General features: G+C 66.9%; 17 protein-coding genes and 1 tRNA gene. 16 read left to right on the top strand and 2 right to left on the bottom strand.

All coding sequences use genetic code 11. The features are described from left to right. Window positions 1-31: 31 nt before the first annotated feature. Entirely contained in the window at window positions 32-3,235 is a 3,204-nt protein-coding gene (locus ACP7AB_RS08130; RefSeq protein WP_425989818.1) for an autotransporter outer membrane beta-barrel domain-containing protein, read from the bottom strand. A gap of 196 nt (window positions 3,236-3,431) precedes the next feature. Here ACP7AB_RS08130 and ACP7AB_RS08135 point away from each other — a divergent pair, with 196 nt between their 5' ends. The 4 genes from ACP7AB_RS08135 (at window position 3,432) to ACP7AB_RS08150 (ending at window position 6,916) form a co-directional block, all read left to right on the top strand. Then, complete coding sequence (locus ACP7AB_RS08135) at window positions 3,432-4,328, top strand: SPFH domain-containing protein (protein WP_425989820.1); 897 nt, start codon at window positions 3,432-3,434, stop codon at window positions 4,326-4,328. 3 nt (window positions 4,329-4,331) lie between these two features. Further along, on the top strand, window positions 4,332-4,514 hold the full coding sequence (locus ACP7AB_RS08140) for a hypothetical protein (protein ID WP_425989821.1): 183 nt from the start codon (window positions 4,332-4,334) through the stop codon (window positions 4,512-4,514). A gap of 112 nt (window positions 4,515-4,626) precedes the next feature. Next, window positions 4,627-5,877, top strand: a complete 1,251-nt coding sequence (locus tag ACP7AB_RS08145) for a glycosyltransferase (protein ID WP_303694268.1) — start codon at window positions 4,627-4,629, stop codon at window positions 5,875-5,877. Between the two features lie 76 nt (window positions 5,878-5,953). Continuing rightward, entirely contained in the window at window positions 5,954-6,916 is a 963-nt protein-coding gene (locus ACP7AB_RS08150; protein WP_425989823.1) for a hypothetical protein, read from the top strand. A 168-nt stretch (window positions 6,917-7,084) separates the two neighbouring features. On the opposite strand, the gene ACP7AB_RS08155 is transcribed toward ACP7AB_RS08150, so the two are convergent. After that, window positions 7,085-7,161, bottom strand: a tRNA-Asp gene (locus ACP7AB_RS08155). A gap of 257 nt (window positions 7,162-7,418) precedes the next feature. Here ACP7AB_RS08155 and ACP7AB_RS08160 point away from each other — a divergent pair. From ACP7AB_RS08160 to nuoG, 12 genes are all read left to right on the top strand, one after another. Next, on the top strand, window positions 7,419-7,796 hold the full coding sequence (locus ACP7AB_RS08160; protein WP_303694270.1) for an NADH-quinone oxidoreductase subunit A: 378 nt from the start codon (window positions 7,419-7,421) through the stop codon (window positions 7,794-7,796). Further along, window positions 7,766-8,386: a NuoB/complex I 20 kDa subunit family protein gene (locus ACP7AB_RS08165; RefSeq protein ID WP_303694271.1), complete on the top strand. Its 621-nt coding sequence runs from the start codon at window positions 7,766-7,768 to the stop codon at window positions 8,384-8,386. Before ACP7AB_RS08160 ends, ACP7AB_RS08165 begins: the two co-directional genes overlap by 31 nt. Next, complete coding sequence (locus ACP7AB_RS08170) at window positions 8,383-9,066, top strand: NADH-quinone oxidoreductase subunit C (protein WP_425989826.1); 684 nt, start codon at window positions 8,383-8,385, stop codon at window positions 9,064-9,066. Before ACP7AB_RS08165 ends, ACP7AB_RS08170 begins: the two co-directional genes overlap by 4 nt. Window positions 9,067-9,182: 116 nt before the next feature. After that, complete coding sequence (locus tag ACP7AB_RS08175) at window positions 9,183-10,361, top strand: NADH-quinone oxidoreductase subunit D (RefSeq protein ID WP_425990131.1); 1,179 nt, start codon at window positions 9,183-9,185, stop codon at window positions 10,359-10,361. Beyond that, the gene (locus ACP7AB_RS08180) at window positions 10,361-10,708 is read left to right on the top strand and encodes a hypothetical protein (protein ID WP_425989828.1); all 348 of its coding nucleotides are present in this window, start codon (window positions 10,361-10,363) and stop codon (window positions 10,706-10,708) included. Before ACP7AB_RS08175 ends, ACP7AB_RS08180 begins: the two co-directional genes overlap by 1 nt. Then, a complete protein-coding gene (locus tag ACP7AB_RS08185; protein WP_425989830.1) occupies window positions 10,705-10,893 on the top strand; it encodes a hypothetical protein in 189 nt (62 codons plus the stop codon). The genes ACP7AB_RS08180 and ACP7AB_RS08185 overlap by 4 nt, the downstream gene beginning before the upstream one ends. Next, complete coding sequence (gene nuoE / locus ACP7AB_RS08190) at window positions 10,893-11,555, top strand: NADH-quinone oxidoreductase subunit NuoE (RefSeq protein WP_425989831.1); 663 nt, start codon at window positions 10,893-10,895, stop codon at window positions 11,553-11,555. The genes ACP7AB_RS08185 and nuoE overlap by 1 nt, the downstream gene beginning before the upstream one ends. Next, window positions 11,555-11,731 (top strand): hypothetical protein, encoded by a 177-nt coding sequence (locus tag ACP7AB_RS08195; RefSeq protein ID WP_425989832.1) that lies wholly within the window; start codon window positions 11,555-11,557, stop codon window positions 11,729-11,731. Before nuoE ends, ACP7AB_RS08195 begins: the two co-directional genes overlap by 1 nt. Next, on the top strand, window positions 11,728-12,006 hold the full coding sequence (locus ACP7AB_RS08200; protein ID WP_425989834.1) for a hypothetical protein: 279 nt from the start codon (window positions 11,728-11,730) through the stop codon (window positions 12,004-12,006). Before ACP7AB_RS08195 ends, ACP7AB_RS08200 begins: the two co-directional genes overlap by 4 nt. 387 nt (window positions 12,007-12,393) lie before the next feature. Further along, window positions 12,394-13,707, top strand: a complete 1,314-nt coding sequence (nuoF, locus tag ACP7AB_RS08205) for an NADH-quinone oxidoreductase subunit NuoF (RefSeq protein ID WP_303694276.1) — start codon at window positions 12,394-12,396, stop codon at window positions 13,705-13,707. Window positions 13,708-13,710: 3 nt separating this feature from the next. After that, entirely contained in the window at window positions 13,711-14,208 is a 498-nt protein-coding gene (locus tag ACP7AB_RS08210; RefSeq protein WP_425989836.1) for a hypothetical protein, read from the top strand. Then, window positions 14,208-16,253 carry an NADH-quinone oxidoreductase subunit NuoG gene (gene nuoG, locus ACP7AB_RS08215; RefSeq protein WP_425989838.1) on the top strand — a complete coding sequence of 682 codons (2,046 nt, stop codon included), beginning with the start codon at window positions 14,208-14,210 and terminating at the stop codon, window positions 16,251-16,253. Before ACP7AB_RS08210 ends, nuoG begins: the two co-directional genes overlap by 1 nt. Window positions 16,254-16,338: the final 85 nt, after the last annotated feature.

Consider the following 16,338-nt stretch of genomic DNA (forward strand, 5'->3'; position numbering starts at 1 on the left):
GCGGCCTTTTGTCGTTTGTCGCCCTGCCCGATCAGAACCGGAAGCTGGCCCGCAGCAGCAGGGTGTAGCGGACGTAGTTCTCGATCATTTCGGCATCGGCGCTGATGGAAATCTTGCCGAGGTCGTTGCCGACGCTGAGGTGGAAGCCGGCGATCGGGCCGCCGCCTTCGATCGACTGCGGCGTCAGGGTAAACGGCGAGCCGCCCGAAGCGAAGCGGGCTATGGTCTCGCCCGGATCGACCGAGAAGTTCTGGCGCCAGCCCAGGCGAACCTCGGGGCGGATCCAGCCGTCCTCGCCGAAGCCGTAGCCGATGTTCACGGCAGCGACGCCGGTGAACATGTGCCCGTTGCGGTCTTCGATGTTCAGGTTGAAGCCGGGTTCGGCGCCCGCTTCGGTATGGGCGTCTTCGTTGAGCGAGAAATACTCGGCATAGGCTTCAGGCCGGATGCTGAGACGGCCGAAATTCTTCTCGTAGGAAGCGCCGCCGCCCAGCGACAGCGTGAAGCCGTTCCAGCTGGAGGTATTGATGAGGTTGATGTTCTCGGTGACCAGCTGGCGCGTGGAATCGAAGGTGGCGTAGCCGCCCGCCGCCCGCGCCCAGGTGCTCCAGGCCTGGCCCTGGGCCCGCCAGTAGAGACCGAGCTCGACGAGGTTGGCGGACAGGATTTCCTCGGCCTCGGCCTCGGGATCCTCGATGTCCGACGAGGTGAAGGCCAACGACACGCCGAGGGCGCCCAGGCCCGTACCGCGCTCGATACCGCCGGCGACGCCGAAGCCCTCGGAGCGGAAGCCGTAGGTGTCGGTCTTGTCCTTGTCGGCGTAGAAATTGATTTCCTGCAGCCAGGCGCTGGTGTCGCCGGGCTCGACCGTGGCGTTGCGGCCGCTCAGGGCGCGGGTTACGGCGTCCACGCCGGACGCCAGCGAAAGCAGCGGGCCGCCAGAATGGTCAGGCAGCAGCTGCTCGTACAGGTTGATGAAGCCTTCGCGGCCGGTCTGGGAGATGAAGGCGTTGCGCAGCGCGGTGCTGGAGCTCAACGCCCCGTAGAAGGAGTCGAAGATCTGGGCCTCGACCGGGATCAGGCCCGCCTCTGCGGCCGTGCGGCGACGGGCATCGATGTAAACGTCGCCGGCGGCCACATCGGCGCCGGCGCTGACCAGGTAAAGATAAGGCGAGTTCGCCTGCACGGCCGTCTGGTCGATCGTGCCCAGGATCAGGGTGTTGGCGTCGATGACGGTGAACCGCTGGGGCCCTGTGAGCAGCGAGTTGAACCGCACGCCCAGGCCGGCGCCGGTCGCCAGATTGGCCGTGCCGTTGACGCGGAAGCCGGCGTTGGTCGAGGTCGCGGGATCGACCGTGACGATCAGATCGCCCGCCGCGCCGACGTTCAGGCTGGTGACACTGGTGCGGGTCAACTGGCGCGCATCCAGCGTGCCGTTGGTCACATTGATGTCCAGACGGCCGTCGGTGTCGGTGATCGCGCCGGTCAGGATGCCGCCGCCCGTGATGTTCAGCCGGTCCGCCCCGGCGCCGAACGAGACGTCGCCGGTCATGAAGCCGTTTTCGAGGTTCAGGGTGTCGGCGCCCGAGCCGAAGCGAACGGCGCCGATCAACACGGGCTCGTTCGAATCCGTCACTCCGTCGCCGTCAGTGTCGGGATCGGTTGTTGAGGGCGTGCTGGTCTCGCCGTACTGGCGATAGGTGACGCCCGTGGTGTTGGCGGTGACGTCGATCGCCGTCACCGTGCCGGTGAGCGCGGCTCCGGCCGTATTGGGAGCCAGCGCCGCCGTGATGGAGCCGGCGTTCTGAATCGAGGTCAGGGTGCCCGACTGGTCGCGGATCGCGTTGACGTTGGAAATGCCGCCGCCCGCCGTGGCCAGGATCGCGCCATTGTTGAACAGGACGGGCAGGTTGGCGCCGGCCGCGATGTTGACGCCCGTCGTCGGTGAGTTGGCCAGTTCGCTGGACACGCCCGCCGTGATCGTTCCGATATTGTCGAAGCGCGGGGTGGTGACGCCGGCGCCGATCGACACCGCAGTCGCGCCGCCGCCGCGGCCCAGGGCCGTGATGGAGCCTTCGTTGCGAACACCGCCGGCGATGGCTACCGTTTGCCCGCCCGGGACGCCCAGCTGCATGGCCAGACCGGTGACGTTGTTATAGACGCCGTCGCCGGTGATCACGCCTCGATTGATCAGGCCGTAGTTGGTGGTCGCGGTCGTTCCGGCGGCGCCCAGGGTAATGCCCCGCGTGGAGGATCCGACGGTCAGGGCCGCGCCGCCGCCGTAGCTGTTGATGACCGAGCTGTTCTCTGACAGGTCGGCGACGCCGTCGCCGTCCTCGTCGGTCGTAGTCGTGGTGCCCGCCACGTCGGGGATGAGGTCGGCGGGGCGCACATCCAACACGACGCCGCGGGCCACATTGCCGCCGATGACGACGGCCGAACCGCCCTGAAGCAGGTCGTCGGCGTCGAGCAGGGCCAGAGCGGTGTCGCCGGGGCGGGTGGTGTAGCGATAGCCGGTCGCGGCCATATCGCCCTGGAGTGTCAGACGCCCGCCGATGTCGCCCTGGATGTTGACCGCGTTGACGCCCCGGCCCTGAGCCGTGACCGGACCGCCAAGATTGACCGCCCCGGAGACGTTGCCCGTCTGGGAATAGGCGATGGCGTTGTCGCCCACGGCGCGCAGCGAGCCATAGGTGGTGACCGTGCCAGTCAGGGCGCGTTCGATCGAGATGGCGCGCGAATTGGCGCCTTCGGCCAGAATCGCGCCGCTGCTCTCGACCAGGATGTTGCCGGTCAGGGCCGTGGCGCCGACCAGACGCAGGCCATAGCGGTTGGAACCGGCCGCGATCGGGCCGTCCAGATCGCCGTCGCTGTCCGTGTCGGTATAGGTGTCAATGTTGTCGGTGACCGTGATGGTCCCGCCGATGGTGATGTTCGCTGCGGTCGCGCCGGGCCCGACCAGGATCGCGGTCGATCCGTCAGCCGAGTTGGCCATCGTGATATTGGTGCCGCTGTCCAGATCGATGCTGTTGTTCGAATCGACCGTGATCGCCGCGCCGGTGTTCACGGCGATCGAGCCGCCGGTGCCGAGGCGGATGTCGTCGCGCGCCGTACCGGTGGCCAGAGAGGTGACGATGGGCGTCGTGCGGGCGGTCGAAATCACGACCTCGGCGTGCGCTCCTGCGGCCGTCATCAGAGGGGCAAGCGCCACCGCGGTCGCAAGCAGTCTACGCATTCGAGAAATCACCCCAAGTGGACACACGCACGGGCGCCGCGCGCCTTCTAACAGGGGCGTCGCGACCTGTCTCAAGTTTCGCGAATTTGAGGCGAATGCAAGGCCGAAAGCGATGTGTCGGGTGACCGGAGGTCACTGAAAGCGTTGCGTTGCGGCCTGAAAAGTGATATCACTTCTATATCAAAAGGAGGGCGAAATGACCGATCAACGTACAATCTCGCAGGAGCGGCCCGCACAGACCGCCAACGGCATACTGATGCTGCTGGTCGGGCTGGGCCTGATCATTCTGGGGCCGGTCGCCGTGGCGCAAGGGCCTGAGACCCCCGTCTACGTCGTCGGCGGCATCGTGCTGGCGGTCATCGGCCTGTTCCTGCTGTGCGGCCTTTATGCGCTGCAGCCGAACGAGGGCGCGGCCATCATGCTGTTCGGATCCTATCGCGGCACGGATCGGACGACCGGTCTGCGGTGGATCCTGCCCTGGTACACACGCAAGAAGATTTCGCTCCGCGCCCGGAACGTCACCTCGGACAAGCTCAAGGTGAACGACAAGCGCGGCAGCCCGGTTGAAATCGCGGCCAATGTCGTGTGGCGCGTCGAGGATTCGGCCCAGGCCCTGTTCGATGTCGACGACTACCAGGCCTTCGTGAACATCCAGATCGACACGGGCCTGCGCGATATCGCCTCTCACTACGCCTACGACCACGGCGAGGAGCAGGACGGCGTCGAACAGGAGCTGACCCTGCGCGCCGACGCCGAGGACGTGGCCGGGCGGCTGCGGGACGAATTAGCCAACCGGGTCAAGGTTGCGGGCGTTGCCATCGACGAGGCCCGTCTGGCCCACCTGGCCTATGCGCCCGAGATCGCCGGAGCCATGCTGCGTCGTCAGCAGGCCGAGGCCATCCTGTCGGCCCGCCGCCTGATCGTGCGCGGCGCCGTCGGCATGGTCGAAAGCGCGCTCAAGGATCTGGGCGAGCGCGAGGTCGTGCATCTGGACGAGGACCGCAAGGCCGCCATGGTCTCCAACCTGCTGGTCGTGCTGTGCGCGGACCGCGAGGCCCAGCCGGTGGTCAACACCGGCACCCTCTACGGCTAGGACGTGGCCAGGGTCCGCAAGCCCTTCCTGATGCGCGCCTCCGCGGGCGTGATGACGGCGGTCGAACGGCTGGCGGCGGCGGAGTTGCGCTCCGTCAACGCCCAGGTGGAGATTCTCCTGCGCGAGGCCCTGGCCCGCAGGGGGATCTCCACCCCGCCGCCGGGCGATTCCGACGATCAGGCTTGAGCTTCGCCGTCCGCAGGGCTACGGGCGCTTCATGGCCCGGCCCAAATCGTCCGCACGCATCCCAAAGTCCCGGACGCGCGTTCAGCGCCAGCAGTCCCTGGAGCAAGACCCCATGAGCCTTACGGATCTCGACGTTCACGAAGGTGAGCTGCGGCTCATTCCCGGCTGGGACGAAGAGGTCGCCGAAACGCTCAGGGTTCTGAAGGCGTCCACCCAGGATCCGCGTCCGCGCATGGTCGACACCACCATGCTCTATGCGCCGCGCTCCGGCGGGGTGAAACGCTACCTGCTGTCCAAGAAGGCCTGGCTGGAGGCGAACCGTCCGGGCGTCGCCCACTCGCTGGTCGTGCCGGGCGCCCAGCACAAGGCCGGGCGGGACGGCATTATCCAGCTGCACGCGACCAAGCTGCCGTTCGGCGACGGCTATCGCTGGCCCAGTTCGGTCAAGCGCTGGGGCGCCTGGGTCGCCTCGATGAAGCCGTCTCTGATCGAGGCCGGCGATCCCTATACGCCGGGGCAGGGCGCCCTGGAGGCCGGTCAGCGCGCCGGCTGTCCGGTCGTCGGCTTCTGCCACTCCGATCCTGCGGGCCTCGCCGCGCTTCACTTCGGCGAATGGGCCAAGAAGCCGGTCGAGAAACGCTGGGCCCGGCTGTTCGGCCAGTTCGACCGCGTCATCTCGCCCAGCCGCTTCATCGCCCGCCGCCTTGAAGAGGCCGGCATCCGCGACATCGTCATCCGCCCCCTGGGCGTGGAGATCGACACCTTCCGGCCCGATCGGCGGGATCGCGACTGGCTGCTGAAGAGGCTGGGCCTGCCCGCCAGCGCCCGTCTGCTGTGCTTCGCCGGTCGTCCCGCGCGTGAGAAGAACATCGATGTCCTGATCGAGGCGGTGCAGAAGCTGGGCGCCCCCTATCACCTGGTTCTGGTCGGGGCCGGGCAGGGGATGCCCGCCGAAGACCGCGTTATCGCCCTGCCTTACGAGCGCGACCCGAAGGCCGTGGCCCGGATCATCGCCAGCTGCGACGCCTTCGTCCACGCCAACGACAAGGAGCCGTTCGGCCTGATCGTGCTGGAGGCCATGGCCTGCGGCCGTCCGGTCGTGGGCGTCAACGCCGGCGGCGTGGCCGAGACGGTCACCAATGACGTGGGCCAGCTGGCCCGCAGCGCCGACCCCGACGACTACGCCCAGGCCATCGAGGCCCTGTTCGCCCGCGACGTCGAGGCCATCGGCGCGGCGGCCCGGGTGCACACGGTCGAGACCTTCGCCTGGAACCGCGTCTTCGAAGGTCTGTGCATGACCTATGCCGAGGTCAGCGGACGGCCGGAGTTCGTGCAGCCGGGCGAGGAACTGGCGGTTCACTGATGGGGCGCCGCACAACCGGGGCTTGACTTGGTCTCCAACTGCCCGCGTCCTGTGGGCTGAACAGTTGGGGGCTTTCATGGGTTTCGGAATCGCAGCGCTCGCCTTCGCCGCTGCATTGAGCGGCTCGACCGTCACTGCTCAGGCCAGCGAGCCGCTCGCCGGCAGCCAGGACGAATCCCGGCTCGACGACATCGTCGTTTTGGGCCGCCCGCTGCGGGAGGCGACGGTGGCCTTCATCGATGAGGTGGCGGCGCCCGTCGAGGGCAGCGGCGCGGCAGCCTGGCGACAAACTCTCTGCATTGGTGTCGGCAATCTCCAGCGCGAAGCGGCCGAACAGATCATCGAGCGCATTTCGGCGACCGCCGAAGGTCTCGGCGTCCGTCTTGGGCGACCGGGTTGCGAAGCGCGTGTCTTCATCACCTTCACGGTCGATGCCAACGAAACGACCAGGGCGATGGTCGCCTCACGCCGCCGCGAGTTCAGGTTGAACATGTCTGGCGCCAACCGGGGTGGGCGGGCCCTGGCGCGGTTCCAGAACACGGACGCGGCGGTGCGCTGGTGGCATGTCAGCATTCCGGTCGATATCGACACCGGCATAGCCGCCAACCGGGGGCCCGGAGACGCGCCGTTTGAGGCGTCGGGGGACCTAACGAGCCCAAACGACTTCGGCGACAACCGGCGCATCGTGACGGGCTCGCTTCTGCGTAACGATCTCCGGGACGACCTCGCACAGGTGATCATCGTCGTCGACGTGGACAAGATCGGGGCGGTCACGACCGACCAACTGGCCGCCTATCTGACGATGGTCGCCCTGGTTCAGATCGATCCCGAAGCGCAGCCTCGCGGCTATGACACGATCCTCAACCTGTTCGATCAGCCGGAACGAGCGCCCGCCAGCCTCACTTCCTGGGATCTGGCCTTCCTGAGCGGCGTCTATGGTTCGGAACAGAGCCAGATCTCTGATGAGGGGAGGCTGGGCGCGGTCGCTGCCGCCATGGCCCACTCCGTGCGCGTCCAGCAGGCCACGCCCCGCGACTGATTGCGATTTCGGCCGACCTGTCGGAGGGATTGGCGGTATCGGCGGTTCGACCCGCGAAAATTTTGCGGTCCCACAACGACGAACGCATTCGCTCATCGACACTACAATGACCGCGTTTCAGTTCAAGGAGGAGAGGGGGCGCGCGCCACTTTCTGCATTCACAGAAAGTGGCGCGAGTGACGGGACTCGAACCCGCGACCTCCGGCGTGACAGGCCGGCACTCTAACCAACTGAGCTACACCCGCGTTTCCCGCCGCGTCGTTTCCGTCGCGGCGAGGGGCGTCGTTTAGGCGGGGGGTCGCCCCGGTGTCAAGCGACGTTTCGGGGCTTTGCGACAGTTTTCCGTGCACACGTCCGGTCGCAGAACGCGGGCTTCCCGGAGCCGCTCTTGTGCGAACCGTTCGCAAGAAAAATCCTTTCGCCGCTTGGGTTTGAACCGTCGCCGGGTTGGGTCTAGAAAGCGCCGAATCCGCCGCCCTCCCTCGCGGCGTGGACGTATCCAATGAACGCATTTCTTCTTCAGTATCTGCCGATCGTGATCTTCGTGGGCATCGCCACGATCATCGGCGTCGGCTTCATGGCCGCCTCCTGGGCGATGGCGCCGTCGAACCCCGATTCGGAGAAGCTCTCGGCCTACGAGTGCGGCTTCAATGCCTTCGATGACGCGCGGATGAAGTTCGACGTGCGGTTCTATCTGGTGTCGATCCTGTTCATCATCTTCGACCTGGAAGTGGCCTTCCTGTTCCCCTGGGCCGTGTCGATCTTCGACCTGAGCAAGGGCGGCATGATCTTCGCCTTCTGGTCGATGATGTCCTTCCTGGGCGTCCTGACCGTCGGCTTCATCTACGAATGGAAGAAGGGCGCGCTGGAATGGCAGTGATTTCCCCCACCGGCCTGATCGCCCCGTCCTCGCCCCTGCCGACCGCCTTCGGCCAGGGCGCGCGTTCGACGGTCCAGGGCTATGACCCCAAGCTGCACGACAAGTTCTTCGAGGCGGTCAACACCGAGGTCGCCGAGCAGGGCTTCCTGACGGCGTCGCTCGACGACGTCATCAACTGGGCCCGCACCGGGTCGCTGATGTGGATGACCTTCGGTCTGGCCTGCTGCGCCGTGGAGATGATCCAGGCGTCGATGCCGCGCTATGATCTCGAGCGGTTCGGCATGGCCCCGCGCGCCAGCCCGCGTCAGTCGGACCTGATGATCGTCGCCGGCACCCTGACCAACAAGATGGCTCCGGCCCTGCGCAAGGTCTACGACCAGATGCCGGACCCGCGCTATGTCCTGTCGATGGGCTCGTGCGCAAACGGCGGCGGCTACTACCACTACAGCTATAGCGTGGTGCGCGGTTGCGACCGCATTGTACCTGTCGATGCCTATGTTCCGGGCTGTCCGCCGACGGCGGAAGCCCTGATCTACGGCCTGCTGCAACTGCAGAAGAAGATCCGTCGCACCGGGACGATCGAGCGATGAGCGTTCCTTCGATGAACGGCCACCTCGCGACCGTCGCGCGCAATACCGAGAGCCTGACCCCGCTGGGTCAGGAGATGGTCGCCGAGCTGAAGGTCGATGCCAGCCTGGCCTGGGGCGAGCTGACCATCGCCTGCCACCGCGACCGCATCGTCGAGGTCCTGACCTCGCTGCGCGACCGGTTCGGCTTCCAGCAGCTGCTGGACGTCTGCGGCGTGGACTATCCGGACCGGGCCGAGCGGTTCGACGTCGTCTATCATCTGCTGTCTCTGACGCGGAACGCCCGCATCCGGGTCAAGTGCACGACCGACGAGGTCCAGCCGGTCCCCAGCGTGATCGAGGTCTATCCTTCGGCCGGCTGGTTCGAGCGCGAGGCGTTCGACATGTACGGCGTCCTGTTCTCGAACCACCCGGACCTGCGCCGGCTCCTGACCGACTACGGTTTCCAGGGGCATCCGCTGCGCAAGGACTTCCCGATGACGGGCTATGTCGAGGTCCGCTACGACGAGGAGCAGAAGCGGGTGGTCTATGAACCCGTCAAGCTGACGCAGGAATATCGCAACTTCGACTTCCTCTCCCCCTGGGAGGGCGCGGAGTATCCGGCCCCGGTCCTGCCGGGCGACGAAAAGGCGGCCCAGGCCGCTGCTGTCGCGGGCGCCGCGCCTTCGGGAGGCAAGGCCTGATGGCTGACGGACACCCCATCGCCAACGCGACCCCCGACCGCGCCACGCTCGACCAGGTCGCCGACGACCTGGGTCACATCGCTTTCGACGACGGCCGGACCGCGCATGCGCGCGAGATGGACGACCGCAAGTTCACCATCAACTTCGGCCCGCAACACCCGGCCGCGCACGGCGTGCTGCGTCTGGTGCTTGAGCTGGACGGCGAGGTCGTCGAGCGCGTCGATCCGCACATCGGCCTGCTGCACCGCGGCACCGAGAAGCTGATGGAGGCCCGCACCTACCTCCAGAACGTGCCCTATCTGGACCGGCTCGACTACGTCGCGCCGATGAACCAGGAGCACGCCTTCTGCCTGGCCATCGAGCGTCTGCTCGAGATCGAGGTCCCGTACCGCGCCCAGCTGATCCGGGTCCTGTATTCGGAAATCGGCCGCATCCTTTCGCACCTGCTGAATGTGACGACCCAGGCCCTGGATGTCGGCGCCCTGACGCCCCCTCTGTGGGGCTTCGAGGAGCGCGAAAAGCTCATGGTCTTCTATGAGCGGGCCTGCGGCGCGCGGCTTCACGCCAACTACTTCCGGCCCGGCGGCGTCCACAAGGACCTGCCGATGGCCCTGATCGACGACATCGGCCGCTGGTGCGCCGAGTTCCCGACGGCGCTGAATGACATCGAGAGCCTCGTCACCGAGAACCGTATCTACAAGCAGCGCAACGTCGACATCGGCATCGTGTCGAAGGAACAGGCCCTGCAGTGGGGCTTCACCGGCGTCATGCTGCGCGGCTCCGACATCGCCTGGGACCTGCGCAAGTCGCAGCCCTACGAATGCTATGCCGAGCTGGAGTTCGACATCGTCGTCGGCAAGAACGGCGACTGCTGGGACCGCTACCTCGTGCGAATCGAGGAGATGAAGCAGTCGGTGCACATCATGGAGCAGTGCATCCACAAGCTTCGGAACTGTCCGGGCGAGCCGGTCATGGTCGAGAACAACAAGATCGTGCCGCCGTCGCGCGGCGAGATGAAGCGCTCGATGGAAGCCCTGATCCATCACTTCAAACTCTACACCGAAGGCTTCCACACCCCGGCGGGCGAGGTCTACGCCGCCGTCGAGGCGCCCAAGGGCGAGTTCGGCATCTATCTGGTCTCGGACGGCACCAACAAGCCGTACCGCGTCAAGATCTCGGCCCCCGGCTTCCGTCACCTGCAGGCGATGGACTGGATGAACCGCGGCCACATGCTGGCGGACGTGTCCGCCATCCTGGGGTCGCTGGATATCGTCTTCGGCGAGGTCGACCGCTAGTGACCGAACTGTTCGCCAACATCACCCTGAGCGCGGTCGTAATCGCCGGTCTTTTGATGATCGGCGGCGTGATCTTCGTCGCCAATATGAACGATCCCCGGAACGCGATGCATCCGGGCGGCCGCAAGGGCCGGATGCTTGACGAGGTGCTCGTCGTCGGCCCGCTCGCACCGTTGCTGGTCATGATCACCGTGGGCGGGTTCCTCCCTGATCTTCGTGATGCGGCCTGGTGGTTCCCGATCCTCCTCGGACTGTCGATCATCGGCTTCGCCGCCAGCTTCCTGCTCCCGCCTGTTCGTCGCGCCCGCAAGCGGGTCGAAGCGCTTCGCAAGAAGGCCTTCTCATGAGCGACGCCCCTCTCAGCGATCTCGTCCGTCAAGGCTGGTCCGTCGTGTCCTATTCGGTGACCGACAGCGCCGGCGAGACCTGGCAGCACAACGTGCTGCTGACCCGCCAGGGCCAGCATCGCATTCTCACCCTGCGCAAGAAGATGATCGGCGACGGCGTCGTCGCCTCGGAAATGGACGTCTGATGTCGGTTCGCCGCCTCGCCAAGGAACAGCCCGCCTCGTTCGCCTTCTCGAAGGACACGACCAAGAAGGCCGAGTGGTGGATCGCCAAATACCCCGCCGACCGTCGTCAGTCGGCGGTGATCCCGATCCTGTGGCTGGTGCAGAAACAGGAGGGCTGGGTCTCGGAACCGAGCCTGCGCGCCATCGCCGACCTGCTGGGCATGGCCTACATCCGGGTGCTGGAGGTCGCGACCTTCTACACCATGTTCATGCTGGAGCCGGTCGGTTCGGCGGCCCTGATCCAGGTCTGCGGCACGACCCCCTGCATGCTGCGCGGCTCGGGCGACCTGATGAAGGTGTGCAAGGACCGGATCGGCCCGAAACAGACCCTGTCGGCCGACGGCAAATTCTACTGGGAAGAGGTCGAGTGCCTGGGAGCCTGCGTCAACGCGCCGATGGCCATGATCAACGACTACTATTTCGAGGACCTCACGGCCTCGGACATGAACCAGATCATCGACGACTTCGCGGCCGGCAAGACGCCGAAGCCGGGGACGCGCGTCGATCGGGTCAACTCGGCGCCGGAGGGCGGGGCCCTGACCCTGACCGACCTCAAGCTCTACGACGGCTCGGCCGCCCAGCCGATCGCCAGGCTGCCGAACTCCGATCCGGTGCCCGCCTGATGGTCGAACCGAAAGACATTCAGCGTCTGGCCCCCATGCTTTGGGGCGTCGCCGGGGCGATGTTTCTGCTGGCCGCATGGCTGGGGGAGCAGATCGCGTTCGTCGGCATCGGGGCGATGTTCATTCTGTTGGGGGTTTCCGCCTGGCTGACCGCCCGTAAGAAGGACTCGCAATGAGCCAGTCCGATCCCCAAACCGAGGCCCAGGTCGCAGCCTATCGCGCCGAACTGCGCACCGTGGGTCGCACGCCGCGCCTGGCCGGTTTCGGCCTGGTGCTGCTGGGCGCCATCCTCGTCTGGTTGGCCGGGCGTGCGGGCGACTTCGGCGCGACCGTCCAGATGGCCGGCTATGTCGCCCTCGGCGGCGGCTGGGCCCTGATGTTGGCCGCCATCTTTCTTCGCACCCGCTATCACCGCCGCCGTCTGGCCGAACTCGACGGAGGCGCACAATGAGCGCGCTGCTTCTCGCCCACGGGGAACCGTCGCGTGATTGTCTGACCGCGCGTGCACACTGCGTGATCTCAAGACGTTCGGGGGACCGTCATCACATCGAAACATCCGAAGCGCGGCGTCGCCGGCCTGTTCATGGCCAATCTGATGGGCGCCGGCGCTCTGCCCCTCGGCGGAGCCTCGGCACAGCCCGTTCCGCCGGCGCCCGCTGCGCCGTCCCCTCCGTCTTCTCCCGCCGGTTCCCCGAATGCGCCTGATCAGACACCCACGGATTCGGGCGGCCAGCGTCCGCCTCCGCCAACCGAGCGCCAGACCGGCGACCGGCGCAGCGAACTCTCGCGCCCGCGCGGCAAGGGCGTCGGCGGCTCCGGTCGTGGAGGGACCCCGCTGATGGCCGGCCTGCTGCAGGACAAGGATCGCATCTTCACCAACCTGTACGGGCTCCAGGATTGGGGCCTGGAGGGTGCGAAGACCCGCGGCTGCTGGAACGCGACCAAGGACATGCTGGACATGGGCCGCGACTGGCTCATCACCAATGTGAAGAACTCGGGTCTGCGTGGACGCGGCGGCGCCGGCTTCTCGACGGGGCTGAAGTGGTCCTTCATGCCCAAGGAACTCAAGGATCGTCCGCATTATCTCGTCGTCAACGCCGACGAGTCCGAGCCCGGCACCTGCAAGGACCGGGAGATCATGCGTCATGATCCCCACCTGCTCATCGAGGGCTGCCTGATCGCCTCCTTCGCGATGCAGGCCCATGCCTGCTACATCTATCTGCGCGGGGAATATGTGCTCGAGCGCGAGCGCATGGAGGCGGCGGTCAAGCAGGCCTATGAAGCCAAGCTGATCGGCAAGAACAACGTCCACGGCTGGGACTTCGACGTCTACATCCACCACGGCGCCGGGGCCTATATCTGCGGCGAAGAGACGGCCCTGCTGGAATCGCTGGAGGGCAAGAAGGGCCAGCCGCGCCTCAAGCCGCCGTTCCCGGCCGGCGCCGGCCTCTACGGCTGCCCGACCACGGTGAACAATGTCGAGTCGATCGCCGTCGTCGGCACGATCCTGCGTCGGGGGGCCGAGTGGTTCGCCGGCTTCGGTCGCCCGAACAACACCGGCACCAAGCTGATGTCGATCAGCGGCCACGTGAACAGGCCGTGCAATGTCGAAGAAGCCATGTCGATTCCGCTGCGCCAGCTGCTGGAAGAGCATTGCGGCGGCGTGCGCGGCGGCTGGGGCAACCTGAAGGCCGTGATCCCGGGTGGAGTCTCCGTGCCGCTGATCACGCGCGAGATGTCCGAGACGGCGCTCATGGACTTCGACAGCCTGCGCGACATGAAGTCGGGCCTGGGCACCGCGGCCGTGATCGTCATGGACAACGACACCGACCTGGTGAAGGCGATCGCTCGGATCAGCTATTTCTACAAGCATGAGAGCTGCGGCCAGTGCACGCCCTGCCGCGAAGGCACCGGCTGGATGTGGCGCGTACTGGAACGCATGGCCGTGGGCGAGGCCGATCCGTCGGAGATCGACCTGCTGCTCGACGTCGCCGGTCAGGTCGAGGGTCACACGATCTGCGCCCTCGGCGACGCCGCCGCCTGGCCGGTCCAGGGCCTGATCCGTCACTTCCGTCACGAGATCGAGGACCGGATCTCGGCCTACCGCAGCCGCCGCGCGAACTTCGCCGGCCACGCCATCGCGGCGGAGTAGGGGATGCGGGCTGTGCTCATCCTGACCGTGGCCATCGCCGCTCTCGCCGCCTGCAACCAGGCGTCGGAGAAGGCCGAGCCGACGCCGACCGAGATCGTCGCCGCCGAGGCGCCGGTGTCCGACGCCGTGGCGCAGACGCCCGCCGTCCTGACGGCCGTCGACCTGCGCCGCGTGTGCAAGGCCGGTCTCGCCGCCATCCACGGCCAGGACGTAGCGGCTATCGAACTGACCGGCATCGAGGGCGATGCGGTCAACGCCCAGTGGCGCGCGCCGGTCGACGGCGGCCTGATGAAAGCCCGGTGCCGGGCCGCCGACGGTCTGGTCGTGTGGAAGCCGCTCGATCTGCCCGACCCCGCCTCCGTGCGGTGGATGAATGAATCCGGCGATCCGGTCGTGCGCTACGCCATGCGCGGCGACGAGATCGAGATCACCCAAACGCTGCCTGACGGCACGACGCAGACGGCCGCCGAGGTCGTTCGCGCTGAAGAAGAGGTCCGCTGATGCCCGTCGCCAAGGTCAACGGCGTCGATGTCGAGTTCGAGCCCGGCATGACCGTGCTTCAGGTCGCCGAGCGCGCCGGGCACGAGATCCCGCGCTTCTGCTACCACGAGCGACTGTCGATCGCCGGCAACTGCCGCATGTGCCTGGTCGAGGTGAAGCCCGGACCGCCGAAGCCGCAAGCGTCGTGCGCCCTGCCGGCCGCCGAGGGCCAGATGATCTTCACCGACACGCCGATGGTGAAGAAGGCCCGCGAAGGGGTGATGGAGTTCCTGCTCATCAACCACCCGCTGGACTGCCCGATCTGCGACCAGGGCGGCGAGTGCGACCTGCAGGACCAGGCCATGGGCTACGGCCGCGACGGTTCCCGCTATGCGGAGAACAAGCGCGCAGTCGAAGAAAAGCATATGGGTCCGACCATCAAGACCTACATGACGCGGTGCATCCAGTGCACCCGTTGCGTGCGCTTCATCAGTGAAGTGGCGGGCGTGCCGGACATCGGCATGATCTCGCGCGGCGAGGATGCCGAGATCACCACCTATCTCGAACAGGCGGTGAACTCCGAGCTGTCGGGCAACGTCAACGACCTGTGCCCCGTCGGCGCCCTGACTCACCGTCCGTGGCAGTTCCACTATCGCCCGTGGGAGCTGAAGAAGACCGAGACCATCGACGTCATGGACGCCCTGGGCTCCAACATCTCGGCCCAGTCCAAGGGCGCCGAGGTGATGCGGATCCTGCCGCGCGTGCACGAAGGCATCAACGAGGAGTGGCTGTCGGACAAGAGCCGCTACGTCGTCGACGGCCTGCAGGCGCGTCGTCTGGACCGGCCCTATGTCCGTGAGAACGGCAAGCTGCGCGCCGCCTCTTGGGACGAGGCGCTGAACGCCGTGGCGTCGACGCTGAAGGCCGCCCCGGCGGACAGGATCGGCGTCATCGCCGGCGACCTGCAGGACGCGGAATCGATGAAGGCGGCGCTGGACCTGTTCCGCGCGCTGGGATCGTCGAACACCGACTGCCGTCAGGACGGCGCAGCCATGGGCTACGGCCCCCGCGAGGGCTGGCTGTTCAACACCGGCCTGCAAGGGCTGGAAGAGGCTGACTCGATCCTTCTGGTCGGCGTCAATCCGCGCACCGAGGCGCCGCTGCTGAACCAGCGGATCCGCAAGAGCTGGCTGGCCGGCAAGACCCGCGTCAGCATCATCGGCCCGGCTGCCGACCTGACCTATGACTACGACGTCGTCGGGCGCGGCACCCGGACCCTGGTCAAGCTGCCCAAGGCGGCGACCGACGCCCTGGCCAACGCCGAACGCCCCGCCATCGTCGTCGGGTCCGGGGCCCTTGTCGGCCGCCAGGGTGCGGCCGTGCTGAACGCTCTCGGTCGGCTCGCGGCCAAGGTCGGCGTCGTCAAGGACGGCTGGAACGGCTTCAACGTCCTGCACCACGCCGCCGCCCGCGTCGGCGGTCTGGATATGGGCTTCGTGCCCGCGACGGGCGGCCTGTCGGCGCACGAAATGGTTCAACCGGGCGCTCTCGATGTCCTGTTCCTGCTGGGGGCCGACGAGATCGAGACCGGCCCGTCCAGGGCCTTCAAGGTCTACCTGGGCAGCCACGGCGACCGAGGCGCGCACACCGCCGACGTCATCCTGCCGGGCGCCGCCTGGACCGAGAAGTCAGGGCTTTATGTGAACACCGAGGGCCGGGTGCAGATGGCCGAACGCGCCGTCTTCCCGAAGGGCGAGGCCAAGGAAGACTGGGCCATCCTGCGTGCCCTGTCCGAACGCGTGGGCCACACCCTGCCGTACGACACGCTGGACCAGTTGCGTGTGACGCTGATGGGCGATCATCCGACCTTCGGACGCATCGACTATCTGGCCCCGGCCGCATCGTTCGACGTGGCGAACCTGGGCATCAAGGGCGAGCTGGGCGACGTCGCCTTCGCCTCGATCGTTGTCGATCCCTATCTGAACAACCCAATCGCGCGCGCCAGCGCGACCATGGCCGAGCTCAGCGCCCAGCGCATGGCTCCGGCCCTGCTGGCGGCGGAGTAGACGCATGATATCTTCCGCTCATCCCCGCAAAGGCGGGGACCCAGTTCTTTCGCTGACGCACGGTGCGTCGGATGTCGGCCGGCAA

It is taken from the genome of Brevundimonas sp. TWP3-1-2b1 (assembly GCF_049896165.1).
Taxonomy (GTDB): Bacteria; Pseudomonadota; Alphaproteobacteria; order Caulobacterales; family Caulobacteraceae; genus Brevundimonas; species Brevundimonas subvibrioides_B.

Coding starts and splice junctions, on each gene's coding strand:
- ACP7AB_RS08165 (WP_303694271.1), top strand. CDS start 7,766: ATGGAAGAAGGGCGCGCTGGAATGGCAGTGATTTCCCCCACCGGCCTG.
- ACP7AB_RS08160 (WP_303694270.1), top strand. CDS start 7,419: ATGAACGCATTTCTTCTTCAGTATCTGCCGATCGTGATCTTCGTGGGC.
- ACP7AB_RS08130 (WP_425989818.1), bottom strand. CDS start 3,235: ATGCGTAGACTGCTTGCGACCGCGGTGGCGCTTGCCCCTCTGATGACG.
- nuoE (WP_425989831.1), top strand. CDS start 10,893: ATGTCGGTTCGCCGCCTCGCCAAGGAACAGCCCGCCTCGTTCGCCTTC.
- ACP7AB_RS08150 (WP_425989823.1), top strand. CDS start 5,954: ATGGGTTTCGGAATCGCAGCGCTCGCCTTCGCCGCTGCATTGAGCGGC.
- ACP7AB_RS08175 (WP_425990131.1), top strand. CDS start 9,183: ATGGACGACCGCAAGTTCACCATCAACTTCGGCCCGCAACACCCGGCC.
- nuoG (WP_425989838.1), top strand. CDS start 14,208: ATGCCCGTCGCCAAGGTCAACGGCGTCGATGTCGAGTTCGAGCCCGGC.
- ACP7AB_RS08185 (WP_425989830.1), top strand. CDS start 10,705: ATGAGCGACGCCCCTCTCAGCGATCTCGTCCGTCAAGGCTGGTCCGTC.
- ACP7AB_RS08200 (WP_425989834.1), top strand. CDS start 11,728: ATGAGCCAGTCCGATCCCCAAACCGAGGCCCAGGTCGCAGCCTATCGC.
- ACP7AB_RS08135 (WP_425989820.1), top strand. CDS start 3,432: ATGACCGATCAACGTACAATCTCGCAGGAGCGGCCCGCACAGACCGCC.
- ACP7AB_RS08145 (WP_303694268.1), top strand. CDS start 4,627: ATGAGCCTTACGGATCTCGACGTTCACGAAGGTGAGCTGCGGCTCATT.
- ACP7AB_RS08170 (WP_425989826.1), top strand. CDS start 8,383: ATGAGCGTTCCTTCGATGAACGGCCACCTCGCGACCGTCGCGCGCAAT.
- ACP7AB_RS08195 (WP_425989832.1), top strand. CDS start 11,555: ATGGTCGAACCGAAAGACATTCAGCGTCTGGCCCCCATGCTTTGGGGC.
- ACP7AB_RS08210 (WP_425989836.1), top strand. CDS start 13,711: ATGCGGGCTGTGCTCATCCTGACCGTGGCCATCGCCGCTCTCGCCGCC.
- nuoF (WP_303694276.1), top strand. CDS start 12,394: ATGGCCGGCCTGCTGCAGGACAAGGATCGCATCTTCACCAACCTGTAC.